The following is a 25,513-nucleotide window of genomic DNA, read 5'->3' as shown; positions in this document are numbered from 1 at the left end:
CTCGCCCCCGAGGCGCGTGACATGACAAAAGGCCCAGCCCAATACCCCCACAATAGACTATGCAGTCTAGGAAACTGGCGTGTCATTAGACAGTGTTGTCTACGATTGGCTATTGTTTTATTCATGCCAAATCAGGCCCCACCCTCAGCGCCCTTCGCCCGCCCCGCAACCCCGGCCGCGAAGTGCATGCATCATATCCGTCTCGGCCAGCAGCTGATCCGCAATGAGCTCGTCGAGGCCACAGGTCTGTCCCAGCCCACCGTCACCCGCGCGGTCACCGCACTGATGCAGGCCGGTCTGGTCCGGGAACGCCCCGACCTCACGCAGTCCACCGGCCCCGGTCGCCCCAACATCCCCCTGGAGTTGGCGCCGAGCCCCTGGATCCATGCGGGCGTGGCCATCGGCACCCGATCATCCTATATCGCGCTGTTCGACACCAAGGGCCGCACCCTCCGTGACAACATGCTGGAGAAATCCGCGATCGATCTGGATCCCGACACCTTCATCGAACACCTCATCGCCGGCGTCAACCGCCTCACCACCGGCATCGACCTGCCCCTGGTCGGCATCGGTGTGGCCACCTCCGGCAAGGTCACCAACGCCGGCGTGGTCACCGCCCACAACCTCGGGTGGGACGCCGTGGACATCGCCGGACGCATGAACTACCAGTTCAGCGTGCCCGCCACCGTCGCCTCCGCCATCCCCGCGATCGCCGCCTCCGAACTGCAGGCCGCACCCCTGCCCCGCCCCGACGAGGTCACCCCGGTCACCCTCACCTTCTACGCCGATGACTCCGTGGGCGCCGCCTACAGCAACGACACCGGCGTCCACGTCGTCGGCCCGCTGCAGGCCACCAGCGATTCCGCCCTGGACACCGGCGGCATGACCCCCGAGGACGCACTGAGCACCCAGGGTTTCCTCAACCGGGTCTCCGACCAGGGCACCTACGCGGACACCCTCTCCGAACTGGTCACCCTCGCCGACCGCGACCCGAAGGTCCGCACGCTTCTCGACGAGCGCGCCACCCTGCTCGCCCACGCCGCAGCCGCGGCGGCCCGTGACCTCCAGCCCTCCACCCTCGTCCTGTCCGGATCGGCCTTCTCCGAGGACCAGAAGGGACGTTCCATCTTCGCCGCCGAACTGAAGAAGGAATACGACCGCGACATCGAACTCCGCCTGATCCCCACCCACCGCGAGAACGTCCGCGCCGCCGCCCGGGCCGTCGCGCTGGACCGTCTGCTCAACACCCCGCTGGCACTGACCCCCGTTCAGCAGGGGACAGGCAACTAGAGCTACAGAGGGGTACTGCCTCCATAAGCGGTGGAACAGCTCCGGGGTGCCACGACCTGATCGTGTCACCCCGGAGTTGTTGGTGTTTTCGGGCTTGCTGCAGCGCGGAACCTACTGAAGCGGCACTCCACTGGCATCGACGCGGAAACGTCCGCTGCGCATCAGGATGAGAATGAAATCAATGAGCGCCCACACACCCACCACAAACAGGAACACGAAACCAATGAGCACGATGGCAAGGACCCACCCCGCGATGGACAATCCAAGCTGGGCGAGCCCGGCGCGGGTATACCCCAGGTAGAAATTGTGGATACCCAGATGCCCCAGGAACAGGGCAAGAATAGCTGCGAGAACCATGCTCTTCTGCACGGGCTGTGGCTGGTAGCCGTACTGGGGCATGGGGTAACTCTGCGAGGCGTGGCTGTAGTGGGCCGGAGGCTGATTCCACTGGGGCTGGGGGTATTCCCCCTGCCACGGATTGGGATTGGCACCCTGGTTATCTGAGTTGCTGCCCGAGTTATTGTCCGGATGATAAAAAGGTGTGCCCATCGGAATCTCCCATGTTGTGAGGGGTGGTGGCAGTGGGACCACTACCTTCCCCAAAGTATCACGCCTGCCAGTCCCCCACTACGGCCTGGGAATCAACTGAAACGCACCTCATCCAGCGGCAATGTCTCGCTTATGGAGGCCTGTGCCTTGGAGGTCTGCACATAGCGTCCGGCGTGGGGAATGAAGGCGGAGGACTGTTCGTCGGAAAGCTCCCGTCGCACCTTCGCTGGCACGCCGGCGGCGAGGGATTTCGCGGGGATCTCCTGCCCCTCGAGCACGATCGCACCGGCGGCGATGAGGGACCCCGGCCCGATCACGCTGCGGGAGAGCAGCCCGGCCTTCATGCCCACCAGGGTGCCGTTGCCCACGGTGGAACCGTGCACGAGGGCCATGTGGCCGACGGTGACATCATCGCCGAGGGTGCAGGGGGCGTCGGCGTCGACGTGGAGGACGCAGTTGTCCTGGATGTTGGTGCGTGCGCCGATGCGGATGGCGTTGACATCCCCGCGCAGGACCACCCCGTAGAACACGGAGGCATCCGCGCCGATCTCGACGTCACCGATGATGGTGGCGTTCGGGGCGATCCAGGCGGATTCGTGGATGCGGGGGGTTTTGCCGTTGAAGGGCAGGATCAGGGGTCCGGTGGTCGCTTCAGTCATGACAGTTGTTCCTTCAGTTCTTGTTTCAGCGCATCGAGGGTGGTGAAGTGGATGGCGTTCATGCCGGCCTCGCGGGCGGCCTCGACGTTGACGCTACGGTCATCGATGAAGGTGATCTCCCCCGCTGGCACGCCGAGTGCCTCGATGGCCACCTCATAGGCCTTCGGATCGGGTTTGGCGGTGTCGATCTCGCAGGAGAACAACACGGCATCCAGGGAGTTCAGCCACTCGCCGTGCACATCACGCAGGCGCGCGGCCACCCCGCGGGGGATATTGGCCAGCACGCCCACCCGGTGGCCCCGGTCCTTGAGCCCGTCGATGAACCCGCGGACGTCCTCATCCATCTCGGTGATGCCGGCATAATCAGCGGCCATCGCCTCACCGAAATCGAAATCCAGCAACCCGACGCGGGCCTGCACCTGGTTCCAATAACTGATCTCGGAGATGCGCCCGGCGTTGAGATCCTGCCGCAGTTCCGTGTACACCTCCCGGAAGTGCTCGGTTTTCCCCGGTTCGCCGATCACACGGTTTACACGTTCGAACTGCGCCGGTCCCTCGACCTTCAACGTCACACCGTACAAATCGAAAAGGTATGTCCTGGGTGAAGCAGCCATGTGGGCCTCCTTGCTGCATGCTGTCTCATTCGCCACGGGAACCATCCACCCATAGGCGGTGTGGTTTCAGTCTAGGTAGTTATGCCAGCGCCGTGGCCGGAATTGTATGTCCGCCTACAATCGCTGCCATGCCCATCGACTTCCTCCAACCCGCAGATATTGTCGCCCCGCAGCTCCTCGGTTGCATCTTCACCCATGACGGGGTGTCGATCCGTCTGACGGAGGTGGAGGCCTATCTCGGCGCGGAGGATGCCGCCGCCCACACACACCGTGGCAAGACCGCGCGCAATGCCGCGATGTTCGGCCCCGGCGGCCACATGTACATCTACATCTCCTATGGCATCCACCGCGCGGGCAATATCGCCTGCGCGCCGGAGGGCGTGGGCCAGGGTGTCCTGTTGCGTGCGGGTGAGGTGGTGGCCGGGGAGGACATTGCTTATCGACGCCGCGGTGACGTCCCCTTCACCCGTCTGGCCCAGGGTCCCGGCAACCTGGGGCAGGCCCTCAACTTCCAACTGAGCGATAACCACGCCCCCATCAACGGCACGGATTTCCAGCTGATGGAACCTTCAGAACGCCCCGAGTGGGTCAGTGGGCCCCGGGTAGGCATCACGAAGAACGCCGATGCCCCGCTGCGGTTCTGGATCCCGGGTGATCCCACGGTGAGTGTGCGACGGGGCAGGCCGAAGACCCGAAAATGACGGCTTCAATCATTTAGATACCGATAGCACCTGTCCTATATGGAAGAAAATGTGTTTTCTTCCGTTTAGCACCTTAATTTTCACCCGTTATCGTCGTTTTCACCTCATTTCGTCCATTCCCCGGGAACCAGGCCCGCGAGCTGCGCGATCCGCAGCCCGGTGTGGAGTTCACGGCGGAGGAGGCCGTCGCTGAGGTCGCCGTCGATAAGCACACGTAGCTTGTCCAGCCGGTAGTACAAAGTTGAGCGGTGGATGCTGAGGGTGCGTGCGGTCTGCTGCGCATCGCCGCCGGCGGTGAGATAGGCCTCCAGGGTGTCCAGCAGCATCGGGGACTCCACCGCCGCCAGCAGTTCCCTTATGGAGGGTGGCAGATCCTCGGGGAGGAAATCCTCCAGGGGCAGCCGCGCCAGGGTCCCATCCAACCCCACGGTCTCCCAGGTGGTGACGGTGTCGTGGGCATCCGGTGCCAGCCAGGATGCCCGCCAGGACAGGCGGGCACGGTCGAGGGAACGGTGGACCTCCCCCAGCGGTACCAGTGGTCCAATGCCCGCCCGGACCGGTATCAGTTGGGGATCCTCCAGGATCCGGCGCAGCCTGGGAACCACCACCGGCCGTGGGAACACGAGCACGCCAACCCTGTCATCCAGGACACCACCGATGACGGTCGCGGTGGAGGTCTCCCGCACAAAATCCAGGGTCCGTGTCACGGCCTGTGCGGTCTTCTCATGATCCAGGGGTGTCGCGCCGCGCGGATCCACGCCGAGGGCAACAGCGCAGCAGCTCTCCGCTGAGCTGAGGAAACGTTCCGTGATGAGTGCGTCGGCAGCCTTCGCCCGCGCCCCGGCATCACCGCTGACCAACTGGACAGCCAGATGATGGGAACGGGCCTCCCGGTCCATGTCATCGTGCTGGCGGGCGGCAAGCAGTGTCGACAGGTGCGGGGTGGCAGCCGCCGCACCGGCGAGCACAGACTCCTCCGGCGCAGAGTCATCCACGGGCAGGACCAGGTGACCGATGATCTGCCTGCGGGGGTCAAGCAACCGGAGGAAGAGCATGGGGCCGACATCCGGGATCTCCACCACCTGATGTGGCGTGGTCGTGGTGACGGGTCGGGGCCAGGAATCACTGTGGGCAAGCATGTGGAAGAGACGCTGGCGGTCCGCTGGGGATTCATGGATGGAATAGGACACCACCCGCATGGTCCTGTCGATCACCACCAGGCGACGGTCGAGGTCCTCCGAGAGGTTCTGGAGGGCGTCGTCAAGCTCAGGCAAACGCTTCATCCGTCCGACAGTACCCAGAGCATCCGACAGAGTGTCGGAAAACCCGTCGGTAAATTGCCACAGAACGCCGATGAAACCGCCCCGGCCCGGCTCCTACGATCTTCCATAAGCGACACCCAAGTGAAGGAGAAGCACATGACATCATCACGTACCAGGATCGCCATCGTGGGAGCCGGTATCGGTGGACTCACCCTGGCAGCGGAACTGCGCCGCCGCGGACTGGAACCACAGATCTACGAACAGGCCTCCGAGCTGCGTGAGGTCGGTGCCGCCGTGGCCCTGTCCGCCAACGCCACCCATTTCCTGCGCGACCGACTCGGCGTCGGGGAGGAACTGGCGGAGAAGAGCGCCGATGTGGATGGGCTGATCCTGCGCGACGGGCGTGATGGCCGGGTGATCAGCCGGATCTCCTCTCGCGAGGACTACCACGAGCGTGCCGGCGCACCCTATTACGGGGTGCACCGCGCTGACCTGCAGCACATCCTGAAGCATGCGGTGGGCGAGGACGCGATCCATCTGAACAAGCGGTGCATCCGGGTGGAGGAGCGCACCGATGCCGCGGTCCTGTACTTCGCAGACGGTGACACGGTGGAGGCTGATCTGGTCATCGGTGCCGACGGGGTACGTTCCCGGTTGCGTCGGGAGATCCTGGGCTATGATGACGCCCAGTTCTCCGGCTGCCACGCCTGGCGCGGACTGGTCGCCCCCGAGAAGATGCCGTCGCTCCCCGATCCGGAGGCCATCCAGTTCTGGATGGGCCCCGGTGGGCACCTGCTGCACTACCCCATCGGCGGCGGGGTGCAGAACTTCTTCCTGGTGCAGCGTCACAACGGCCCGTGGGAGGAAAGCTCCTGGGTGGTACCGGTGGCGGAGGAGGATGAACACCTCAGGGCCTTCGAGGGGTGGGCCCCGGCCATCACCGAGATGATCAGCGCCAACCCCGTGACCGAACGGTGGGCGCTCTTCCACCGCCCACCGCTGCAGCGGTGGAGCAAGGGGCGCATCACGCTCATCGGCGACGCCGCCCACGCCATGGTCCCCCACCACGGCCAGGGCGCCAACCAGTCCATAGAGGACGCCATCGTGCTCGCCGATTGCCTTATGGAGGGGCTGGAACAGGGCACCGGCTGGGACACCGCCCGCCAGCGGTACCAGGAGCTGCGGGCGGACCGCGCCCGCCGGGTGCAGATCACCTCGCTGGCCGCCGCTGATGTTTATCATCTTCCCGATGGCCCGGCGGCCGAGGCACGGAATGCCCGTTTGGGTGCGCCGGATGCGTGGGATCGCTACCTGGGGTGGATCCATGAGCATGTGGCGGACCGGTACCCGTCCCCTGTCGCTTCCTGAGAAGATCTCCCCACCGGAACCGATCAAGTAGCACTCACGTCACCTGGGTATCCCGGGTGGCCTCTATACTCATCGTCATGTCTGGCATTGATGCAAAGAAGATCCGCACCCGTCACATCCATGAGGCGAAGGCGAATGGGACGAAGATTTCCGTCCTCACCAGTTATGACGCGATGACCGCCGCCATCTTTGATGAGGCGGGGATCGATATGCTGCTGGTCGGTGATTCCGCCGCCAATGTGGTGCTGGGGCGGGAGACCACCCTGTCGATCACCCTGGATGAGATGATCGTGCTGGCCAAGGCGGTCACCATCGCGGCTAAACGTGCGCTGGTCATTGTGGATCTGCCCTTCGGCACCTATGAGGTCAGTGAGCAGCAGGCGGTGGAATCCGCCGTGCGCGTCATGCGGGAGACCGGCGCCGCGGCCGTCAAGATCGAGGGTGGTGTGGAGATGGCCTCCACCATCCGGCGCATTGTCGACGCCGGCATTCCCGTCTGCGGGCACATCGGTTTCACCCCGCAGTCCGAGCATGCCCTCGGCGGACCCGTGGTCCAGGGCCGCGGCAGCGGTGCGGACAAGCTGCTTGCCGACGCCCACGCCGTCCAGGCCGCCGGTGCCTTCGCCGTGGTCCTGGAGATGGTCCCCGCCGAGATCGCCACCGAGGTGACCAACCAGCTCGACATCGCCACCATCGGCATCGGCGCAGGTAACGGCACCGATGGCCAGGTGCTCGTGTGGCAGGATGCCTTCGGGTTCAACCGGGGCCGCAAGCCGCGTTTCGTCCGTGAGTACGCCACCTTAGGCGATCAGCTGCTCGAGGCCGCCCGCGCCTACGCCGATGAGGTGGGCTCCGGCGCGTTCCCCGGCGAGGTGGAGAGCTACTGACATGCTGGTTGCACGCACCAAGAAAGAGCTTCTCGACGCCCTGACGCCCCTCCACACCCAGCAGCGCTCCATAGGCCTGGTGCCCACCATGGGCGCCCTCCACTCCGGTCACGCATCCCTGGTGGCGAAGGCCAGGGAGGAGAATGATGTGGTGGTGACCAGCATCTTCGTCAACCCCCTCCAGTTCGAGGCGCTGGGTGACTGCGATGACTACCGCAACTACCCCCGCCAGCTCGATGCCGATGTGGCACTGCTGGAGGCCGAGGGCGTGGATGTTGTATTCGCCCCCGATGTGGAGGAGATGTACGGCCCCACCGGCCTGCCGATGCTGTGGGTGCGCACCGGTGAGATGGGTGAGCGGCTCGAGGGCGCCAGCAGGCCGGGGCATTTCGATGGGGTGGCGACGGTCGTCGCAAAGCTCTTCAACCTGGTGCGCCCGGACCGCGCCTACTTCGGGCAGAAGGATGCCCAGCAGGTCGCCGTGATCCGACGTCTGGTTCGGGACCTGGATTTCCCCCTGGAGATCCGCGCCGTGCCGATCATCCGTGCCGCCGACGGACTGGCGGAATCCAGCCGCAACCAGCGGCTTTCCGGGGCTGATCGTGCAGCTGCGCTGGTGTTGCCGCGTGTACTCTTCGACCTGGAGGAACGCGCCGCCACCGGCCAGCCACTCGACATCGAGGGCGCGCGTGCGCAGCTGCGCGCGGCCCAAGGGGTGCGTCTGGACCACCTGGAGCTTGTCGACGCCGCCACCCTCGAACCCCTCACCGTCACCGGGGCCCTCGACCGCCCCGCGCTGGTCGTCGCCGCAATCCACGTCGGCCAGGTCCGGCTGATCGACAACATCGAACTCACCCCGCGGTGAGAGCGCAAGAACTAGGAGCAGCACATGGTGGCATGGGTGATCCGCGCAGGCAAGCACGGCGAACGGGCGGAATGGGCCTGGAGCAAGGGATTCTCCGGCGGTGGATGGTATGAAGCGGGACCAGAACTGCTCTCCTGCACAACGCGGGAGGAAGTGCAGGCCCACGTAGAAAGAGCCTATGCCCATGAGTCCACGGCGATTCCCAACATCATCGCGCAGCTGTGGATGCTGGTGGGGCGGATCAAGGTGGGCGATCTGATCGCTATGCCGATCAAACAGACGCGGGAGATCGCCCTGGGGTGGATCACCACCCCCCTGCAGTACCTGGATGACCAGGAGGATCCGGAGAAGCGCCTGGTATTCGGCATCAACTGGATAAACCGGGTACCACGCACCGCCGTCAAACAGGATCTGCTGTACAGCCTCGGTGCCACGTTGACCGTGTTCTCCCCCAGCAGGAACCAGGCCGAGTACCGCCTGAAGACTCTGCTCGAAACCGGCACCGATCCCGGTATACAACAGGAATCCCTGGGGAAGGCGGCAATGGCCGCCACGGTTGCCACCGCGGAGAACGAGGATCCCAATGTTCCGACGGTTCAACAGGACATCGAGGAGATGGCCCTGGATCAGATCTCGGAACTGATCAGCCAGGAGTTCACCGGACATGGGTTGACCCGCCTGATCAGCGACATTCTGCGCGCCGAGGGATTCCACGTCGAGGAATCCCCGGAGGGGCCAGACGGCGGCATCGACATCATTGCAGGCCGGGGCCTGCTGGGGCTTGAATCTCCCAAGATCCTGGTGCAGGTGAAAACCCCGAAGGTGGACAGGCCTGTTGTGCAACAACTCACCGGCCTCGTGAGTTCCCATGAAGCCGATTACGGCCTGATCGTGGCCTGGGGTGGCCTCACCTCAGCCGCCCGCCAGGAAGTGATGGGCAAACGATTCCGGTTGAAAGTATGGGACGCCCAGGACATCATCCAAGCGGTCCTGAACAACTACGACAAACTCTCCAGCACCACCGTCCAAGCCCTGCCATTGAAACAGATCTGGGTGCCGGTGGACACTGCATTGCCATAGCTGACCAGGCACCGGGTTTATGAGCTAGCCTGAGAACCACCATGTCCCTTCACCCCCTGCTCCCGGAGATCCTCGGCCACCGTGATTTCACCCGGCTGGCCCGGGTGACCAATGAGGATCTGGGCAGCGGGTCACGGGCGATGGTTCTTCCTGACAGGGCTGCCCTGAAAGCACTGTTGCCCCATAAGCCAGATCGGGCGGTACGCAGTGCCAGATACGCCCGGGTCACGTTGATGAGCATGGTGGCGCTGAGCGTGACCCTGGCCCTGTTCGGGAGTGCGGATGGATCCTCGGATGCCCTGCTGGTGATGGCGGGGATCCTCATGATGCTGGTGGTGGTGGGCCTCCCGGTGTCACTGGGGCGCGTCTGGTATCTCTCCCGGAAAGACCGTGAGCTCCCCCAGCCAGACCTGGACCTGCCCGTGGTGATCAATGACACCCGCGACCCTTCTGAACTGGCACTACTGCACCAGTTGTGCGCTTTCCACGATTACACCCACCAATCCGGTTACCCGATCCCAACGGCCACCTGGCATGCCCTGGTCCGCGATGCCCAGCATGCCCTGCACTCCGGTAACCTCGCAGCGGCACAGCGGGTCTCCACCCAGATTGATGAGTGGGTGGCCGGGGCCGAGGCCGCCGAGACGGCGCGGAGATATTTCCGTTGATGAGCAGGTGCGGGGGCGGGGGTTTTCGTCGATAAGCGCGCTGGTCTTTGGCTAAGGTGATGACCATGTCCCATCGTCTGGTAATCATGCGCCATTCCAAGTCATCCTGGGCGGAACCGGAGCCCGACCATGCGCGCCCACTGAACAAGCGTGGTCACCGTGACGGTAAGGCCGCCGGTCAGTGGCTGGCGGAGAACATCGGCCCGGTTGACCACGTGTTGTGTTCCACAGCCACCCGTACCCGCCTGACCTGGGAACGCGCCCAGGCTGGCGGGGCGGTGGCGAAGGATGTGCACTACCACGACGAGATCTACGAAACCGAGGTCTCCTACTTCGAGCACCTGATCCTGCGACTACCGGAATCGGTGGGCACCGCGCTCTTTGTGGGGCACTGGCCCGGCGTGGTGGAACTCGCGCACCATTTCGGCGCCGAGGATGAACACCCGGGGTGGGCGCAGATGGACAAGAAATTCCCCACCAGCGCCATCGCCGTCCTGGAATTCGACACCCCGTGGAAGACCCTGGCTGATGACCTGGCCCGGCTCACGGATTTTGTCATTCCCCGGGGTTAGTCACCCCGGCTGCCCAGTCACGCCACAGCTGGTGGTTTCATCCACCGGACAACCCGGGAGAGGCACGCCGCTCCCCCGCCGGAGGACCTCATAGACCTCGCGGGTCTCAGTGCGGTCCCACTCCTGGTGGTGCTGGTCCATGACGGTATTCTTCATATCCAGATAGTCCACAATGTTATAGACCTGGCCCGGCTGGAAGTCGGCGGTGCTGGATTCTGATCGCAGTCCGAGCACAGCCTGGCGTGGGTTGGCCATCCGCACCACCGCCTGGGCCACCGCCTGCCGTACCGGATCGGAATCATGGGGGGAATGGGTGATGATGACATCGGGATTGTACCGCTGGATCTGATCCTCGATCAGCTCCCGGATCATGGCATAATCCTGCTCCGCCTGCTCCACGGGGATATTACCCAGGGTCATCGAATTGCATCCCAGGAAGCGGGCCCACTCGCGGGTGCGGCGCGGAAGCAGATCAACATCCTCCCCGCTGCGCCCATTGGTGACGGTAAGACCGTGAATATTATGACCACAATCCCACAGCGATGCGATGGTGCCACCGGCCCCATAGACCAGGTCACCCGGGTGCGCCGCAATCATCATGTAGACGCGCCGGTTCACGGCGGTCTGCGTGAGCAACCGCAGGCGGTCGAGGGCACCCAGACCAACGGTTAGGAACAACACCGTCAGCCCGACTGCCACTGCTTCCATAAGCGAATCACCGGGGAACCAAATGGCAGTCACCAGCGCGAACACCGCCACTAGGAGGGATAGCCCCTGCATCCACCACAGGAGTGGCGTGCTGAAACGGAACCGTCTCATCACCTTCCGCCGTACAGGAACCAACCACAGCAGGAAGAACAGGGAAATCCCGAGGACACCACACGCCACCACCACACCAGTCATGAGCACCCCTTCCTAGTACCGTCATTTACCACTTAGCCTGGATACACCGATGTGATTTAGGGGTAGCGGCGTGGGAAAAAGAGAAACGCCCTTCTGAACTGGGATAATACGACTTGTCGAAGGTCTGTATTCCCCATCCAGGAGGGCATCTCTCAGGTGCAACTATCTCACACCCCCGCAGCCATATCCATTTCCTTTGATGACCCCACCCTCGTGTCGTCTGCAGGCCTGGTCCCGACCATGCGCCTGGCTGATGCCGCAGGGCTGTCAGCCCTGGCGCAGCACCGGATGACTGTGCCAGGCGACAAGGGCGCCAATGCCGGGGCGAAGATCACCTCCCTGATCGCCGGGATGGTCGCCGGTGCCGACTCGATTGACGACATGGATCTGCTGCGCCACGGCGGCATGAACCGACTGTTTAGCCGGATCTACGCACCCTCGACCCTGGGTTCCTTCCTCCGGGCCTTCACCTTCGGGCATGTCCGCCAACTCGACGCCGTCGCCTCCCGGTTCCTGATCAACCTGGCGGACCAGGCACCTACCCTGGTACCCGACCCGGCTACCACCAGCGGGTACGTCTTCGTCGATGTCGACGACACCATCATCGAAGTCCACGGACACCAGAAACAAGGCGCCGGCTTCGGCTACTCCGGTATCCGCGGACTCAACGCCCTGCTGGCGACTGTCACCACAAGGGAGTCCGCCCCGGTGATCGTGGCCCAACGCCTGCGCCGCGGGGCCTGTGGCTCCCCGCGTGGTGCCGGCCGGTTGATCGCCGATGCCATCACCACCACCCGACGCCTACCGGCCATGGCAGGGCAGAAGATCCTGATGCGCGCTGACTCCGCGTTCTACAGCCGTTCCAGCATCCACGCAGCACGCACCGCAGGTGCGGATGTGTCGGTCACCGCGCGGATGACGCGCAACATCCGCCAGGCGATCACCACGATCCCGGACACCTCCTGGGAAACAATTGAGTACACCGACGCACTCTTCGACGAGGACACCCAGGCCTGGATCTCCTCAGCAGAAGTCGCAGAAATCCCCTTCGTTGCTTTTGCATCGAAGCCGGAGGCAGATCAGGTCCCCGGACGTCTGGTGGTCCGCCGGATACCGGAGTTGAACAAGAAGGACGTGGATCAGCCCGGCCTGTTTGATCTGCACCGTTTCCACGCGGTGTTCACCACCGCCGACCCAGACATCCTCGATACCGTGGCCGCGGATAAAACCCACCGGCAGCACGCGATCATTGAGCAGGTCAACGCCGATCTGAAGAATAGCGCCCTGGCGCATATGCCATCAGGGAAATTCACCGCGAATGCGGCGTGGTTGGTATGCGCGGTCATGGCCTTCAACCTCACCCGCGCGGCCGGGGTCATTGCTGGTACCAGCCTGGCCAGGGCCACGACTGCGACGATCCGGCGTCGGATCGTCATCGTGGCGGCCCGGGTGGCGCGTCGGTCCCGGCGATTGGTGCTGCACCTGCCGGAGGGCTGGAAATGGGAAGCCCAGTGGCGGAAGCTGTTCACCCACGGTCACTCGCCTCCGGTGGCTGTCCCCGCCTGACCACCTGCGCCGAAGTCCTTCGGCCCGAGCTGACCTACCAATTCGTGGAACAACCAGACGACGACGTGATCTGGGGATCACTCCTGCCCGAAAATCTTGGTGGTTCCCTCAGCTGAGATCAACCGATCACCGAAGGACCATCGGCGGATCCAGGCTTAGATGATTTTTCTAGCGCCTCACATAATCCCTGTGAGTGTAAGTCAGACCTATCCTTCATGTCCGCGGGTGGGGAGGTCATCCCTTCCCCACATCAGACCATGGTAACTCCCCCCAAAAACAGCTGGTCACATAAAAACTTCCGCGGTGGATACCCCTTGGGGATCCACCGCGGAAGATTTCTCTGGCCGGGGGCTCCGGATAATGGGCCCTCGATGAACATCGATCCGCTAGCAAGATTACGACACCGGTCAGAGAATTCCTTCACCCCCGGAACCGATTCCCACGTCGGTACGGGGTGATACGGGTTATGTTCGCAGCTCTATCGCTGGGAAGAAACCCCCCGCAACAAATGTTATTAATTTGTGATAATTTCGTGGGTTTAATGTGATCATTGGGGGGTGGCTTATGGAGGCATGATCGCACCTCCGGATGCCCCGTGAACGTGCCCCCGTGCCCCCAATGTGTCATCAGTGCGCGGTGACAAAGAAGATCCCAGTGGCACCGAAGGCCAACATCGTCAGTGTCAGTGCGCCCACCCCGATGACATTGGGTGGCACCCGTTCGCTCGCAATGCCCAGGGACTGCCTGGTGTACCGGATCCGCTGGGTGACCAGGATGAACATGGACAGGGCCACCAGGATCACCACCGGAATGAGAATGGCCACCCCATAGAAATTCGTCCACCGCAACAGCACCGCGGTGCACACCGCCAGGGAGATGGTGGTCCGGGTCCAGGACAGTGTCGTGCGCTCGGGCTGTAGTCCGGGATCGTTGTGGAGGGGTTCCAGGTACATCAGGTCCCCTCCCCGGTGAAGAAGAGGACGAGGACAGCTGCGGCGGCGATAAGTGCGGATAGGGACAGCAGGGGCACGATGGCCGGCACCGGCAGGGGGCGGCCGTTGCGCATCGCCCGCTCCACATGCATCCACCGCCCTGCGGCGCCGGCAGCGATGAGCATGCCCACCGCGATGATGAATACCGCGATACCCGTGCGCAAGGTGGGGTCGAAGCCCTCTATGGGGAATGCCTCGAAGGCGATGCCACCGGCGAGAAATGCCAGGGATGTGCGGGTCCAGGCGAGGAAGGTGCGTTCATTGGCCAAGGTGAACCGGGGGTCCGGTTCCTCCCCGTCGGGGAAGACCGCCCGGGCGAAACGGCTGCGGTCGTCGTTCTCGCTGTCACTGGTCATGAGCGTTGTCCTCCCGGTCAGCCGATATCAGTCATGGGGTCCAGATCATCGGCAACCAGCATTCTACGACTCCCCCGCCCCTTATGGAGGTCACCCCAGGTAGTCGGCCACCTTGAGCACCCCACCGGTGGCCTCGAACTCGGCGCGGGCCGCGGCGAGCAGCCGGGGGTCGGCCAGGGCGTCGACCGCCACCTGCGCCAGGCCTATGGAGGAGTCCACCGCGGCGTCCACGGCTTCCTCGGTGCGGGCGTAGACGGCGAATTCCCTCGTGTGCAGGGCGACATTCTCCGGGGAGATCTTCACCATGGGGTGGATGCCGGGGATGATGTGGGAGACGTTGCCGAAGTCGGTGGAGGCCGCCAGTGTGTCGGGCAGGATCCCGGCGGGCAGGGCGGTGCGGCCCCGCAGCTGCTGGGTGCGGGCCCAGCGGGTGGCCAGGACGTGGTTGTTGCGTACCGGGAGGCTGGCGGGGTGGATGTCCCAGTTCAGTTCCAGGCCGACCCCGGCCATCTTCGCGGCGCCCTCCATGACATCGTTGACGCGGGTGGACAATTCCACCAGTGCCTCGGGCAGCAGGGACCGGACGTACACCGCCATCCTCGCCTCGTCCGGGATGACGCTGGGGCGGTTGCCGCCCTCGGTGACGATCGCGTGGAGGCGGTCGCTCGGGGGCATCTGTTGGCGCAGCACGCCGAGGCCCTGGTAGGCCAGGCTGGCGGCGTCGAGGGCGTTGCGGCCCATGAACGGCTGGGCGGAGGCGTGCGCGGAGACCCCGTGGAAGGTGGCGGTCATGGTGCGTCGTCCGACCCAGACGTGTTCGGCGATGTCATAGGCGAAGGGGTGGATCATGATGGCGGCGTCAATGCCCTCGAAGGCACCGCCGGCGATCATGTATTCCTTGCCGGAGTGGCCCTCCTCGGCGGGGGTGCCCAGCAGCACGAGCCGTCCCTCGAAGCCGAGGCCGTCGGGGGCGGTGCGTTCGGCGTCGGCAAGCACGGCCGTCGCGGTGAGGAAGGCGCCGACACCGGCGGCGGCGATGATATTGTGCCCGCAGGCGTGCCCGATCTCGGGCAGTGCATCGTATTCGGCGAGGATGGCGATGGTGGGATGACGCGTCGCGTCATACCCCCGGGTGGTCCAGCTCGCCTCCAGGGCGGTCTCCACGCCGTAGACGCCGGTCTCAGCGGTGAACCCGCGCGCCGCGAGCTTGTCGACGATCACCTGCCTGGCATGGAACTCCTCGAAGGCCTCCTCGGGGTGGTCGTGGAGATCGAAGGCGATGTCACGGAGATCATCCCGCAGGGCTTCCCCGCGTTCCTGGAGATCACGCCACAACACGGTCTGCCCGGGATAGTCGGCGAGGACCCCCTCGGCGGCCGCCATGAGCGCCTCCGCCTCGGCCTTGCGCCGGGCGATCCCCTCCTCCATGTAATCCAGGTACGTGGTCGGTGGTGGAAGTGGTTGGCTGCTCATAGTGTCCTTCAGTGGGTCGCGCGTGTGTTACAGGAAGATGCCCGATCCGGGTCCCAGGGGCAGGTCCGCGTAGAACCAGATCGCCAGAAGTGATGCCCATGCTAGCCAGAACGGGATGACAAATGGGATCAGACGCGACATGAGGGTACCCAGACCCGCATCGGGTTCATAGCGGCGCAGCAGGCCCAGGATCACGATCATGTACGGATTCAGCGGGGTGATCACCTGGGTGGCGGAGTCACCGACGCGGAAGGCCGCCTGCACAAACGAGGGTTCATACCCCAGCAGCGCGAACATGGGCACGAACACCGCAGCCATGAGCGTCCACATCGCCGACCCCGAGATGATCAACAGGTTCAGCAGCGAGGCCAGCATGATGAACGCCAGGATCGCGGAGAACCCGGTCAGACCGATGGCCTCCAGTCCGGCGGCACCCTGCACCGCGGTCCACGTGCCGATGCCGGTCCAGTTGAACAGCGCCACAAACTGGCCCAGGATGAACGCCAATACCAGGAAGTCGATCATGTCCTTGATGGATTCGCCCATCATGTGGACGACATCCTCCATGTTCTTGATCGTGCCCAGCACCACTCCATAGGCGATGCCCATGACCATGAAGATCAGGAACACGATGAACACCACGGAACTCAACAGCGGTGACTGCGGCAGGAAGCCACCACCCTCGTTGCGCCACGGGGAGTTCGGGATGAGGACCACGACCACCACCAGGATGGACACCAGCAGGGTTGTCCACAGGGATACCTTCAGGGCCCGGTTCTCGTGGGCGGTCAGCGTCGGGGAGATCTCGTCCTCGCGTGCCGGATCATCCTGACCGGAGTCGGTGACCGCGTAGTCGGTGGTGACCTGCTGGCGCCACATGCGCGGTTCCAGCACCTTGTCGATGATGAAACCACACAGCATGCCCAACAGAATCGATGCGGCGATGTTGAAGTAGTAGTTGGACACCGGGTTGACCTCGGTGGTCTCCAGGCTGGGGAGAGACTCCATCACGGCGTTGGTGATACCCGCGAACAGGGCATCCAGGCTGGTGGGCACCAGGGCGGTGGAATAACCAGCACCCACCGCCGCGAAACCACCCAGCAGACCCGCCACCGGGTGCCTGCCGGCGGCCTTGAACACCATGGCCGCCAGCGGGGGAACCACCACGAAGGCGGCATCCGCCATGACCGAGGCGGTCACACCGATGACACCCACCGCATAGGGCAGGACGAGTTTCCTCGCCGAGCCGAACAGTTTGCGGATCAGCGCCGACAACATGCCGGAGCGTTCCGCCACACCCACGGCGAGGAGGATCGGCAGCACCGTGACCAACGGCGGGAAACCGATGTAGTTGGCGCCCAGGTTCACGGTCAGCCAGGTCAGACCCTCGCCGGTGAACAGGCCCCTGATGAACAGCTCCTCATCGGAACCCGGCACGATCACCGAGACGTTCATCCACGCCATGATCGACGAGGCGATCGCGGTGAGCAGGAACAGGATCAGAAAGAGCGTGAAGGGGGTGGGCAGTTTGTTGCCGAGCCGCTCCACGCCGGTGAGGAATTTATCGCTCCACTTCCCCAGCGCGCTGGTGGGGGCGTCCGGGGTGGTCCCCCCGGCGCCTTCAGTAGCTGTGGCGGCCGTGGATCCGGCACGCCCCTCTGTGGCGGGTGGACCGTGGATATTGTCCTTGTCAGCACTCATAGTCATGACCTTCTGCACTTAAGGTGGGATACCCCGGTTGGGGCAATCCCCGGATGAGTTGAAGACTATGAGCGGGCCGGGAATCTGGCCATCCCCACCACGAAGCGTTATGCAAACGTTACCGGTGATCCACCCCCAAAAATGTGGCCCCGGACACTTCTCTCGATGCCTCCCCCGGATCACATACCTACGGGCATCCATCTTTCAATCCTTACCTAAATGACGAGGTGAACCCTAGAATCTACAGGACATGACGCCACGTTTCCGACCGCTATCCCTCCCGGTCGTCCTCACCACCCTGGCCACCCTGGTGGCCACCGCGGCCTACGCCCTCTTCCCCACCTCCGCCGTCGCACAGAGCTCAGCCCCCACCCTCGGCACCAGTCAGCAGCTGTCCTCACAGCTCGCAGGCGGTTCCGCGTCCTATAATCTCATCCACCGATCCATCACCCTGGCAGGGCTCAACCGGGAATATCATGTCGCCCTCCCCGCCTTCTTCACCCCATCGAGGTCCTATCCGGTCATCATCGGTTTCGGCGGCTGGGACCATGATGCCCTGCAGTTCCGGGATTACGCGGGCCTGGAACAGGCCGCCCGGGGGGAGGCCATCATCATCTACGCCCAGGGCATCAACGACGCCTGGGCCGGTGCACCCTATGCCAGCACCACCATGTCCCAGGACATCGACTATGTCCGCGCCGCCATCAATGATGTGATCAGCAACTATTCCGGTGACGCCGACCGCATCTACGCCACCGGCCTGTCCAACGGCGGTGGCATGGCAGCCGCCCTGGGGTGCCATGCGCCCGGGCTTGTCGACGCCATCGCCTCCATCGCCGGAGCCCACTACACCCCGACCGTCACCGGATGCCAGCCCGGTCAGGTCCCCACCCTCCTCATGCATGGAACCCACGATGATGCCATCGCCTATGGGGGTGGCACCCGCCACGGGGCGACCTACCAGGGCGCACATGCCACCTTCGACTCCGTCGCGTGGCGTAATGGCTGCACCGCCAGCACCCGGCAGACCAGTGACTACCACGGCACCACCACCTTCCGCCCCCACTACTGCACCACCGCCACGGAGTTGGTTCGCGTCAACGGCGGGGGTCATACCTGGTTCACGGACCCACGGGCTGCCGATGTGGTCTGGGATTTCTTCGTCAGGCAGGGCTGATTCCAGACCCTCTCCATAGGCGGATGCACAAGTGTCCTGCGTCACTATCATGGCGGGGTATGGAGCATCCATTCCGCACTCTGACCCTCGCCCTCGCCGCCGGCATGACTAGTGCAGCACTGGCCGTGGCGCCGGCAGCATCCGCAGTTGCCCAGGCGCAACCCACGGCATCCGCCGCTCAGTCTGCTCCCACCACCCAGGTCATCGGGACCAACCTTCTTCATGCGTCCTTCACCCAGGACGGCATGCACCGTGAGTACCTGGTCAAACTGCCCGACAACCGTGATCCGGCGCGGACCTATCCGATCGTCCTGGCCTTCGGCGGGAAGGGTGATTCAGCCACCAGTTTCCGGTCCTATGCTGGTTTGGAACAGGCCACCGCCGGTGGGGCCATCATCGTCTACGCCCAGGGGGTGGACAATGCGTGGGCCGGCGCCCCCTATGCCGCCACCACCATGGCGCAGGACGTCGCCTATGTGCGCACCGCGGTGGATGATGTGGTCGCCCATCATGGCGGTGACCGGGGGCGTGTCTACGCCGTCGGTATGTCCAACGGGGGCGGCATGGCGACCGCGCTGGGATGTCACGCCCCGGAGCTTGTCGACGCCACCGCCTCCGTCGCCGGTGCCTACTACGATCCGACGGTCACCGGTTGCAACCCCCGCGGTGGGGTTCCCACCCTGGTCATCCACGGCACCAACGACGGCCTCATGAACTACTGGGGTGGTACCCGCCATGGTGCCCACTACCGGGGCGCCTACGCGGTATTCGAGTCCTTTGCGGCACGCAACCACTGCACCGTGCCGGTGGTCCACCAGGTGCACGAGCATCCCAACAGCACCACCTTCCGGCCGGCGTTCTGCGCGACACCCACCGAGTTCGTGCGGATTGACGACGGGGGCCACGAATGGTCATACACCCCCTCGGTGGCGGATATCAGCTGGGGTTTCCTACAGCGGCAGTAGGTTCAGGCGAACGCAGCGGAGGCGTTGTCGAGGCGGGTGAGGTGTGCGTCGTCAAGCACGAGCGTCGGGGCGGCCATGAGGTCGGGCAGCTGATCGACGCGGGTGGCTGAGGCGATCGGCGCGGTGACCCCGCGGGCCAGCAGCCACGCCAGCGCGACGGTGGCGGGTGCCGCGCCGAGCTCCCCGGCGACGGCGCGCAGCTCGTTGACCACCACGAAGGCATCATCGGTGGCCAGACCCTCTGCGAACCCCTGACGCGCACGGCCCTCCAGATCCGCGCGGGAGGAGTACTTGCCGGTCAGCAGCCCGGAGGCCAGCGCGAAGTACGGGAACACCGCGGGACCGAACTCGTCCACGACCGGGCGGATACCGGTCTCATAATCCCGGCGGGCCAGCAGATTGTACTGCGGTTGGACGGCGACGGGACGGGCCGGGGAATCGGCGGATTGCTCGAAGAATTCCCGCAGGCGCTGCGGGCTGTAGTTGGACAACGCGAGGTGACGGATCTTACCCGCGGCGATGAGGTCCTCGGCAATGGCAATCTGCTCGCCTATGGAGACCGAGTCATCATCGTGGTGGTGGTAGAAGATGTCGATGGTGTCCACACCCAGGCGCGTCAGGGAGGCATCCACGGCGGCAGTGGTGGCGGTACGGGTCCGGCCGGTGTGGGGTTCCAGGGCCCCGGATTTCGTGGCGATGATCAGATCATCCGCTCCCCCACGCGCCCTGAGATAGGCGCCCAACACCCGTTCCGATTCCCCACCCGCGTTGCCCTCGGCCCACACCGAGTACATGTCGGCGGTGTCGACGAAGTTGCCGCCGGCCTCCCGGAAGGCATCGAGCACGGCGAAGGACTGCTGCTCATCGGTGGTCCATCCGAAGGTGTTGCCGCCGAGGTTGAGCGGGAAGATATCGAAGTCGGTACCGGGGATCACGGCCATGGGGGTTGCTCCTTCTATATGCCAGATGTAACGGAGCCCCACCCTAACAGCGTCACGTGAACCATCACGCAGCCGTCGGGGTGGGGCTCACGCCTCAACCCATTCAGCTCACAGCGGTCGTTTCAGATCAGCCGCCAGCTTATGGAAGGCCTCCGAGCGGTTGCCGAAACGGTGCAGGGTCATCGACACCGCCTGCTCCTTGAGCCAGTAGCGCAGCTCGACGCGCCCGGAGGAGGTGACGGGCTCGTCGAGAATCGCCACCTCGGGCCGCACCGCCAGCCGCTCGCGCTGGAAGGGTGTCACGGTGCCGATGACGCGCACGCGCGCGCCGGTGCCGTCGTCGTAGTCACCGCGCAGGAGACGGGTGATGAAGACGGCATCGTCGATGGTCTCCACGCTTGTCGACGCATCGGCCAGCACCTCGCGTACCCCACCGCCGACCCCGGGTCCGACCATGGCTGTCAGCTGCGCGCCCGCCCGGCGGGCCGCAAGGACCGCGCGCGCCACCTCGCGGGGCTCGGCGTCATCGGCGATGCGCAGCACCACCTTCGCCGGGCGGTAGCGGAAGATATTGGCCTCCGCCTCCAGCCCGGAAGGATCCCGCGGGGTACCGAACTCGGAGGTCCATGCCAGTGCATCGCTGGCGTTGGCCTGCTCCAACCAGGTGATGTCATCGGGTGAGAGGGTGTGCGTCCACTTGTTGATCAGCGGCGAGGACTTCACCGGTGCGTCCTTGGCGGGCTTGTCCGACCACCGCCCCATGAGCATGACGTAGTTCGGGCCGCCGGCCTTGGATCCCAGACCCACCGAGGATTTCTTCCAACCGCCGAAGGACTGACGTTCCACGATCGCGCCGGTGATCCCGCGGTTGACGTAGACATTGCCCACCTCAACGGCATCGACCCAGGTGCGAACCTCATCGATGTCCAGGCTCTGGATACCACCGGTCAGGCCGAATTCCACAGCGTTCTGGTACTCGATGGCCTGCTCGAGGTCATCGGCCTTCATCAGACCCAGCACCGGTCCGAAGACCTCGGTGAGGTGGAAGAAGGATCCCGGCTGCACCCCCTCCTTGATACCGGGCCTCCATAAGCGGCCGGTGTCATCGAGGGGTTTGGGTTCCAACAGCCACCGCTCCCCCGGTTCCAGCTGGGTCAGGGCATGCTGGAGTTTGTCGCTGGGTTGTTCGGTCAGGGGTCCGACGGTGGCGGACATGTTGGTCGGCCAGTCCACGACGAGGGAGGAGGCGGCGTCGACAAGCTGGCTGCGGAAGCGCTCCGAGGTGTACATGGTGCCCACCAGAATGCCGAGTGAGGCCGCCGAACATTTCTGGCCGGCGTGCCCGAAGGCACTGTGCACCAGGTCGGCGACCGCCAGGTCACGGTCCGCCGCAGGGGTGATCACCATGGCGTTCTTACCGGAGGTCTCCGCGTTGATCTGCAGGTCAGGGCGCCAGGACGCGAACATCGCGGCGGTTTCCGACGACCCGGTGAGGATCACCCGGTCCACCTCCGGGTGGCTGACCAACCTGCGGCCCGCTTCCCTGTTCGCGGGGTACACGCAGTGCAGCACCCGCCTGGGCACACCCGCCTCCCACAGGGCCTCCACCACGGCCGCGGAACAGTGCTGACTGGGTTTGGATGGCTTATGGATGACACCCGCGCCCGCGGCGAGCGCAGCGAAGGTGGATCCGGCGGGGATGGCGATGGGGAAATTCCACGGCGGGGTGATCACCGCAACCCGGTCGGGGGTGAAGTCGGCGTTGTCCACCTGCTCCAGTTCCAGGGCGCGGTGGGCGTAGTAGCGGGCGAAGTCGATGGCCTCGGAGATTTCCGGGTCGGTCTGCTCGACCACCTTGCCCACCTCGGCGGCCGCGATGGAGACCAGGTGTCCGCGGCGGGCGGCGAGGATGTCGGCGGTGCGGTAGAGGATCCGGGCACGCTCCATAGGCGGGAGTGCGGCCCACTCGGCGGCTGCGGCGCGGGTTCCCTCGATGAGGGCGTCGATATCCTCTTCCTCCACGGACAGCGGTGCGGTCTGCTGTTCCAGCCACCCCTCGCCGGCGCTGCGCTTGATGGCGGCGCGGGCCCACTGCTGGTTGGCGGTGAGTGCGGGGTTGGTGTCGGGCTCGTTGGCAAAGGGCGGGAGCTGGTCGGGGGCGCGGGCCGCCTCGAGTTCACGGGCCCGCTCACCGGCTGCCTCCAGGGTTTCGGCCTCCTGCGCGCCACGGTCCTGGGTGTCGTTGGGGCCGGGGACGGGGGCGTCGATAAGCCCGGCGAGATCCTCTATGGAGGCGCGGAACCGGCTCTCCTCGCGGCGGAAGGCGGGGTTGTCGGCTTCGAGGTCGAAGATGACGGACATGAAATTCTCGCTGGCGGAGTTCTCCTCCAGGCGGCGCACCAGGTAGGAGATGGCGGCGTCAAATTCCTGCGGACGCACCGCGGGGACGTAGAGCAGCAGCTGGCCGACATCCCGGCTGGCGGCGCGGGCCTGGTCGGAGGCCATGCCCTGGAGCATCTCGAATTCCACCTTCTCGGCCACGCCACGCTCTATGGAGAGCAGGTGCGCGAAGGCGATGTCGAAGAGGTTGTGCCCAGCCACCCCCAGGCGCAGGCCGGTCATGTTCTCCCGGCGCAGGGCCCACCACAGCACGCGTTTGTAGTTGGCGTCGGTGGCCTGTTTGCTGGGCATGGTCGCCACCGGCCATCCGGCGATCTCGGCGTGGACATGCTCCATGGGCAGGTTCGCGCCCTTGACCAGGCGGATCTTGATGGGCGCGCCACCATTGTCGACGCGGTGTGCGCCGAACTCCGCCAGTTCCTGCAGCGACGCGAGCGCATCGGGGAGGTAGGCCTGCAGGACGATACCCGCCTCGAGGTTCTCCACTCCGGGCAGGGACATCAGGCGTTTGAACACCTCGATGGTCAGGCGCAGATCACCGTATTCCTCCATGTCCAGGTTGATGAACTTCGTGCCGCCGGGTGTGCCAGTGGCCGCGGCGGCCTCCTTATATAGAGGTGTCAGACGCTTGACGACGGCCTCCACCGTCTCATCAAATCCCCACAGCGAGATCTGCGAGGCCACCGAGGAGACCTTGATGGAGACATAATCCACGTCCATCCGGCCCAGGAGCCGACGGGCGTCCTCGAGGTGTTTGAGTGCCTCCTTCTCACCGAGCACAGCCTCACCGAGGAGGTTGATGTTGAGGCGGTTGCCGTCGCCCTGGAGTTCCGCGACGGCGCGACCGAAGGGTTTGTCGCGGGCGTCGACAATCATGTGGCCGACCATCTGCCGGATGCGCGCGCGGGCAGCCGGCACCACAACATGCGGCAGGGCACGCCCCACAAGCGAACCGGCCTGGATCTGGGCGCGGTCGATGAAGGACATCGTGGACGGGGCGATACTGCCCAGGTCATTGAGGGCGCGGGCCGCGGCGTGGATGTCCTCGGTGCGCACCACCCGGTCGACGAACCCGACGGTGAACTCCAGACCATTGGGGTCCTGGAGGATCGCTGCCAGTCGTTCAGCGGTGGGATTGGGCACGCTTTCCTGCTGGGCATACTCCAACCAGTCCCTGACCTTCACCACCGCCCGGTCAGTCAGTGTGGCCAGTTCGATGGGCAGTTTCATGGAATGGTCTGTGGTTGCGGTCATGGTGCTCGCTCCCTGCTCTCCCGGGTTGGTTACATCCCGGGCCGTGTTCGTGGGCCATCTGGGTCCGGACCCCACCACAGAACGTGCTGACACACGCCCATCATGTGATCCGCACCAGTTGTCTCGGTTGTTATGACCCCCAACATACTGACAAGTGCTGATGCGGTCACCCGCCGTCCCCGGCGCGGGGGCACTAGCCCCACCAGAGACCGTCGCTGCCTTAACCCCGAGTTCCTGTTCCCAGAAACCGCGGAAGTTAACCCAGAGATCAGTACTGCTTTCTGCAGACAGGATCTCTGGGTTGGGGGGAGGCGATCCGGCACAGCGCAGAAACCCCATCTGCGCAGGGACGCGACCCCATCTCTGAACATCTCACGGTGCACCGGGATGGGGGTGTGTCTGCGAACCACGGGGGCGTTTCGCTACCCTCGGGTGGTGTGACCCCCGACATAGAGGCTGTGCTCCATTCCGGGCACCTGCCGTTCCATATCCCCTCCCCCGGGCCCTGATCACCGGCGAACCGTGGGGGTGACAGTGAGATCGAACAACTTCATATGGTTTCCCGAACCCGCCCTGGGGAGGGATCGACGAGAAGGAGTACCCATGTTCACACGTAAACTGTTCACCCTCACCGCCGTCGCCGGCCTGTCCCTCAGCCTCGCGGCCTGCGGTGATGATTCCGGCGATTCGGATGCCACCGCCACCGAAACCACCGTGGTCACCTCTGAGGACGAGACCACGGACGACCCCGCTACCACCGAGGAGACCGCTGACAACGGGGTGGCCACCGAAACGCAGACCGCGGTGTCCGATGCGGATGCCACCGCTGACCGCGACATCGTGTTCGACGCCATCGACCTGGTGATGGCGGAACATGCTGACGGCATCATCATCGATATCGACCGCGAGGATGACACCGAGGCCTACGAGATCGACGTGGTGGTCGGTGAGGAGGTCATCGAACTCAATGTGGATACCGCCGCCGGTGAGGTCCGTGAATCCGACCGTGACAATGACGATGCCGAGGATGTCCGCCGCGCCCAGGAGGCCACCGTCACCGTCGCCGATGCCATCACCCAGGCACTGGAGGCCCACCCCGACGGAGTCGTGGATGAAGCCTCACTCGAGGATGAGGACGGCCGACTGGAGTGGCAGATCGACCTCGACGATGTCGAGCGCAATGACCTGGCCGAGTTCACCGTCCTGGCGAACTAAGCGTCGCTAAGCGTCACCAAGCGCAACTAAACGCGACGACGCCCCTCCCCGAATG

23 protein-coding genes are annotated in these 25,513 nt (G+C 64.7%); 12 read left to right on the top strand and 11 right to left on the bottom strand.

What is annotated here, in order from left to right:
- Positions 1 to 123: 123 nt before the first annotated feature.
- Positions 124 to 1,290 (top strand): winged helix-turn-helix domain-containing protein, encoded by a 1,167-nt coding sequence (locus CE_RS00860; RefSeq protein ID WP_035109111.1) that lies wholly within the window; start codon positions 124 to 126, stop codon positions 1,288 to 1,290.
- Positions 1,291 to 1,401: 111 nt separating this feature from the next.
- Here CE_RS00860 and CE_RS00855 read toward each other — a convergent pair whose 3' ends face one another.
- From CE_RS00855 to CE_RS00845, 3 genes are all read right to left on the bottom strand, one after another.
- Complete coding sequence (locus CE_RS00855) at positions 1,402 to 1,689, bottom strand: TM2 domain-containing protein (RefSeq protein ID WP_006768571.1); 288 nt, start codon at positions 1,687 to 1,689, stop codon at positions 1,402 to 1,404.
- A gap of 242 nt (positions 1,690 to 1,931) precedes the next feature.
- Entirely contained in the window at positions 1,932 to 2,498 is a 567-nt protein-coding gene (locus CE_RS00850) for a gamma carbonic anhydrase family protein (protein WP_006768572.1), read from the bottom strand.
- Positions 2,495 to 3,112 (bottom strand): HAD family hydrolase, encoded by a 618-nt coding sequence (locus CE_RS00845; RefSeq protein WP_035109114.1) that lies wholly within the window; start codon positions 3,110 to 3,112, stop codon positions 2,495 to 2,497. The genes CE_RS00850 and CE_RS00845 overlap by 4 nt, the downstream gene beginning before the upstream one ends.
- 128 nt (positions 3,113 to 3,240) lie before the next feature.
- On the opposite strand from CE_RS00845, the gene CE_RS00840 reads away from it, so the two are divergent.
- Positions 3,241 to 3,813, top strand: coding sequence for a DNA-3-methyladenine glycosylase (locus tag CE_RS00840; RefSeq protein ID WP_006768574.1), 573 nt, complete (start codon positions 3,241 to 3,243; stop codon positions 3,811 to 3,813).
- A gap of 104 nt (positions 3,814 to 3,917) precedes the next feature.
- On the opposite strand, the gene CE_RS00835 is transcribed toward CE_RS00840, so the two are convergent.
- The gene (locus CE_RS00835) at positions 3,918 to 5,096 is read right to left on the bottom strand and encodes a PucR family transcriptional regulator (RefSeq protein WP_006768575.1); all 1,179 of its coding nucleotides are present in this window, start codon (positions 5,094 to 5,096) and stop codon (positions 3,918 to 3,920) included.
- A 135-nt stretch (positions 5,097 to 5,231) separates the two neighbouring features.
- Here CE_RS00835 and CE_RS00830 point away from each other — a divergent pair, with 135 nt between their 5' ends.
- The 6 genes from CE_RS00830 (at position 5,232) to CE_RS00805 (ending at position 10,515) form a co-directional block, all read left to right on the top strand.
- Positions 5,232 to 6,443 (top strand): FAD-dependent monooxygenase, encoded by a 1,212-nt coding sequence (locus CE_RS00830; protein WP_035109116.1) that lies wholly within the window; start codon positions 5,232 to 5,234, stop codon positions 6,441 to 6,443.
- 77 nt (positions 6,444 to 6,520) lie between these two features.
- On the top strand, positions 6,521 to 7,330 hold the full coding sequence (gene panB, locus CE_RS00825; RefSeq protein ID WP_006768577.1) for a 3-methyl-2-oxobutanoate hydroxymethyltransferase: 810 nt from the start codon (positions 6,521 to 6,523) through the stop codon (positions 7,328 to 7,330).
- 1 nt (position 7,331) lies between these two features.
- The gene (gene panC / locus CE_RS00820; RefSeq protein ID WP_006768578.1) at positions 7,332 to 8,195 is read left to right on the top strand and encodes a pantoate--beta-alanine ligase; all 864 of its coding nucleotides are present in this window, start codon (positions 7,332 to 7,334) and stop codon (positions 8,193 to 8,195) included.
- 24 nt (positions 8,196 to 8,219) lie between these two features.
- On the top strand, positions 8,220 to 9,275 hold the full coding sequence (locus CE_RS00815) for a restriction endonuclease (RefSeq protein ID WP_006768579.1): 1,056 nt from the start codon (positions 8,220 to 8,222) through the stop codon (positions 9,273 to 9,275).
- Positions 9,276 to 9,316: 41 nt separating this feature from the next.
- Positions 9,317 to 9,943, top strand: coding sequence for a hypothetical protein (locus tag CE_RS00810; RefSeq protein WP_006768580.1), 627 nt, complete (start codon positions 9,317 to 9,319; stop codon positions 9,941 to 9,943).
- A gap of 65 nt (positions 9,944 to 10,008) precedes the next feature.
- Positions 10,009 to 10,515: a SixA phosphatase family protein gene (locus CE_RS00805; RefSeq protein ID WP_231295065.1), complete on the top strand. Its 507-nt coding sequence runs from the start codon at positions 10,009 to 10,011 to the stop codon at positions 10,513 to 10,515.
- Here the strand turns inward: CE_RS00805 and CE_RS00800 are convergent, their stop codons facing one another.
- Positions 10,516 to 11,223 carry a PIG-L deacetylase family protein gene (locus tag CE_RS00800; RefSeq protein ID WP_162096708.1) on the bottom strand — a complete coding sequence of 236 codons (708 nt, stop codon included), beginning with the start codon at positions 11,221 to 11,223 and terminating at the stop codon, positions 10,516 to 10,518.
- 351 nt (positions 11,224 to 11,574) lie between these two features.
- On the opposite strand from CE_RS00800, the gene CE_RS00795 reads away from it, so the two are divergent.
- Positions 11,575 to 12,984, top strand: a complete 1,410-nt coding sequence (locus tag CE_RS00795) for an IS1380-like element ISCef6 family transposase (RefSeq protein WP_011074819.1) — start codon at positions 11,575 to 11,577, stop codon at positions 12,982 to 12,984.
- 626 nt (positions 12,985 to 13,610) lie between these two features.
- Here the strand turns inward: CE_RS00795 and CE_RS00790 are convergent.
- From CE_RS00790 to CE_RS00775, 4 genes are all read right to left on the bottom strand, one after another.
- Positions 13,611 to 13,937 carry a DUF202 domain-containing protein gene (locus CE_RS00790; RefSeq protein ID WP_006768584.1) on the bottom strand — a complete coding sequence of 109 codons (327 nt, stop codon included), beginning with the start codon at positions 13,935 to 13,937 and terminating at the stop codon, positions 13,611 to 13,613.
- Positions 13,937 to 14,332 (bottom strand): YidH family protein, encoded by a 396-nt coding sequence (locus tag CE_RS00785; protein WP_006768585.1) that lies wholly within the window; start codon positions 14,330 to 14,332, stop codon positions 13,937 to 13,939. Before CE_RS00785 ends, CE_RS00790 begins: the two co-directional genes overlap by 1 nt.
- Before the next feature lie 90 nt (positions 14,333 to 14,422).
- Positions 14,423 to 15,805: a M20 family metallopeptidase gene (locus CE_RS00780; protein ID WP_011074817.1), complete on the bottom strand. Its 1,383-nt coding sequence runs from the start codon at positions 15,803 to 15,805 to the stop codon at positions 14,423 to 14,425.
- Positions 15,806 to 15,832: 27 nt separating this feature from the next.
- Entirely contained in the window at positions 15,833 to 17,506 is a 1,674-nt protein-coding gene (locus CE_RS00775) for an AbgT family transporter (RefSeq protein ID WP_231295067.1), read from the bottom strand.
- 250 nt (positions 17,507 to 17,756) lie between these two features.
- On the opposite strand from CE_RS00775, the gene CE_RS00770 reads away from it, so the two are divergent.
- Both CE_RS00770 and CE_RS00765 read left to right on the top strand, forming a co-directional pair.
- A complete protein-coding gene (locus CE_RS00770; protein ID WP_006768588.1) occupies positions 17,757 to 18,683 on the top strand; it encodes an alpha/beta hydrolase family esterase in 927 nt (308 codons plus the stop codon).
- A 59-nt stretch (positions 18,684 to 18,742) separates the two neighbouring features.
- The gene (locus CE_RS00765) at positions 18,743 to 19,648 is read left to right on the top strand and encodes an alpha/beta hydrolase family esterase (protein WP_006768589.1); all 906 of its coding nucleotides are present in this window, start codon (positions 18,743 to 18,745) and stop codon (positions 19,646 to 19,648) included.
- Positions 19,649 to 19,650: 2 nt separating this feature from the next.
- On the opposite strand, the gene CE_RS00760 is transcribed toward CE_RS00765, so the two are convergent.
- Entirely contained in the window at positions 19,651 to 20,589 is a 939-nt protein-coding gene (locus CE_RS00760; RefSeq protein ID WP_041628363.1) for an aldo/keto reductase, read from the bottom strand.
- 108 nt (positions 20,590 to 20,697) lie between these two features.
- Positions 20,698 to 24,219: a proline dehydrogenase family protein gene (locus CE_RS00755; protein WP_041628393.1), complete on the bottom strand. Its 3,522-nt coding sequence runs from the start codon at positions 24,217 to 24,219 to the stop codon at positions 20,698 to 20,700.
- A gap of 627 nt (positions 24,220 to 24,846) precedes the next feature.
- On the opposite strand from CE_RS00755, the gene CE_RS00750 reads away from it, so the two are divergent.
- On the top strand, positions 24,847 to 25,458 hold the full coding sequence (locus CE_RS00750) for a PepSY domain-containing protein (RefSeq protein ID WP_006768592.1): 612 nt from the start codon (positions 24,847 to 24,849) through the stop codon (positions 25,456 to 25,458).
- Positions 25,459 to 25,513: the final 55 nt, after the last annotated feature.

The sequence above is a fragment of the Corynebacterium efficiens YS-314 genome (assembly GCF_000011305.1).
Classification (GTDB): domain Bacteria; phylum Actinomycetota; class Actinomycetes; order Mycobacteriales; family Mycobacteriaceae; genus Corynebacterium; species Corynebacterium efficiens.
Note: the sequence above shows the minus strand (reverse complement) of the source record. Positions and strands in the feature narration are given on the sequence as shown.

Coding starts and splice junctions, on each gene's coding strand:
- CE_RS00850 (WP_006768572.1), bottom strand. CDS start 2,498: ATGACTGAAGCGACCACCGGACCCCTGATCCTGCCCTTCAACGGCAAA.
- CE_RS00765 (WP_006768589.1), top strand. CDS start 18,743: ATGGAGCATCCATTCCGCACTCTGACCCTCGCCCTCGCCGCCGGCATG.
- CE_RS00860 (WP_035109111.1), top strand. CDS start 124: ATGCCAAATCAGGCCCCACCCTCAGCGCCCTTCGCCCGCCCCGCAACC.
- CE_RS00835 (WP_006768575.1), bottom strand. CDS start 5,096: ATGAAGCGTTTGCCTGAGCTTGACGACGCCCTCCAGAACCTCTCGGAG.
- CE_RS00845 (WP_035109114.1), bottom strand. CDS start 3,112: ATGGCTGCTTCACCCAGGACATACCTTTTCGATTTGTACGGTGTGACG.
- CE_RS00810 (WP_006768580.1), top strand. CDS start 9,317: ATGTCCCTTCACCCCCTGCTCCCGGAGATCCTCGGCCACCGTGATTTC.
- CE_RS00830 (WP_035109116.1), top strand. CDS start 5,232: ATGACATCATCACGTACCAGGATCGCCATCGTGGGAGCCGGTATCGGT.
- CE_RS00780 (WP_011074817.1), bottom strand. CDS start 15,805: ATGAGCAGCCAACCACTTCCACCACCGACCACGTACCTGGATTACATG.
- CE_RS00785 (WP_006768585.1), bottom strand. CDS start 14,332: ATGACCAGTGACAGCGAGAACGACGACCGCAGCCGTTTCGCCCGGGCG.
- CE_RS00855 (WP_006768571.1), bottom strand. CDS start 1,689: ATGCCCCAGTACGGCTACCAGCCACAGCCCGTGCAGAAGAGCATGGTT.
- CE_RS00755 (WP_041628393.1), bottom strand. CDS start 24,219: ATGAAACTGCCCATCGAACTGGCCACACTGACTGACCGGGCGGTGGTG.
- CE_RS00770 (WP_006768588.1), top strand. CDS start 17,757: ATGACGCCACGTTTCCGACCGCTATCCCTCCCGGTCGTCCTCACCACC.
- CE_RS00805 (WP_231295065.1), top strand. CDS start 10,009: ATGTCCCATCGTCTGGTAATCATGCGCCATTCCAAGTCATCCTGGGCG.
- CE_RS00840 (WP_006768574.1), top strand. CDS start 3,241: ATGCCCATCGACTTCCTCCAACCCGCAGATATTGTCGCCCCGCAGCTC.
- CE_RS00815 (WP_006768579.1), top strand. CDS start 8,220: ATGGTGGCATGGGTGATCCGCGCAGGCAAGCACGGCGAACGGGCGGAA.
- panC (WP_006768578.1), top strand. CDS start 7,332: ATGCTGGTTGCACGCACCAAGAAAGAGCTTCTCGACGCCCTGACGCCC.
- panB (WP_006768577.1), top strand. CDS start 6,521: ATGTCTGGCATTGATGCAAAGAAGATCCGCACCCGTCACATCCATGAG.
- CE_RS00800 (WP_162096708.1), bottom strand. CDS start 11,223: ATGGAAGCAGTGGCAGTCGGGCTGACGGTGTTGTTCCTAACCGTTGGT.
- CE_RS00775 (WP_231295067.1), bottom strand. CDS start 17,506: ATGAGTGCTGACAAGGACAATATCCACGGTCCACCCGCCACAGAGGGG.
- CE_RS00790 (WP_006768584.1), bottom strand. CDS start 13,937: ATGTACCTGGAACCCCTCCACAACGATCCCGGACTACAGCCCGAGCGC.
- CE_RS00760 (WP_041628363.1), bottom strand. CDS start 20,589: ATGGCCGTGATCCCCGGTACCGACTTCGATATCTTCCCGCTCAACCTC.
- CE_RS00750 (WP_006768592.1), top strand. CDS start 24,847: ATGTTCACACGTAAACTGTTCACCCTCACCGCCGTCGCCGGCCTGTCC.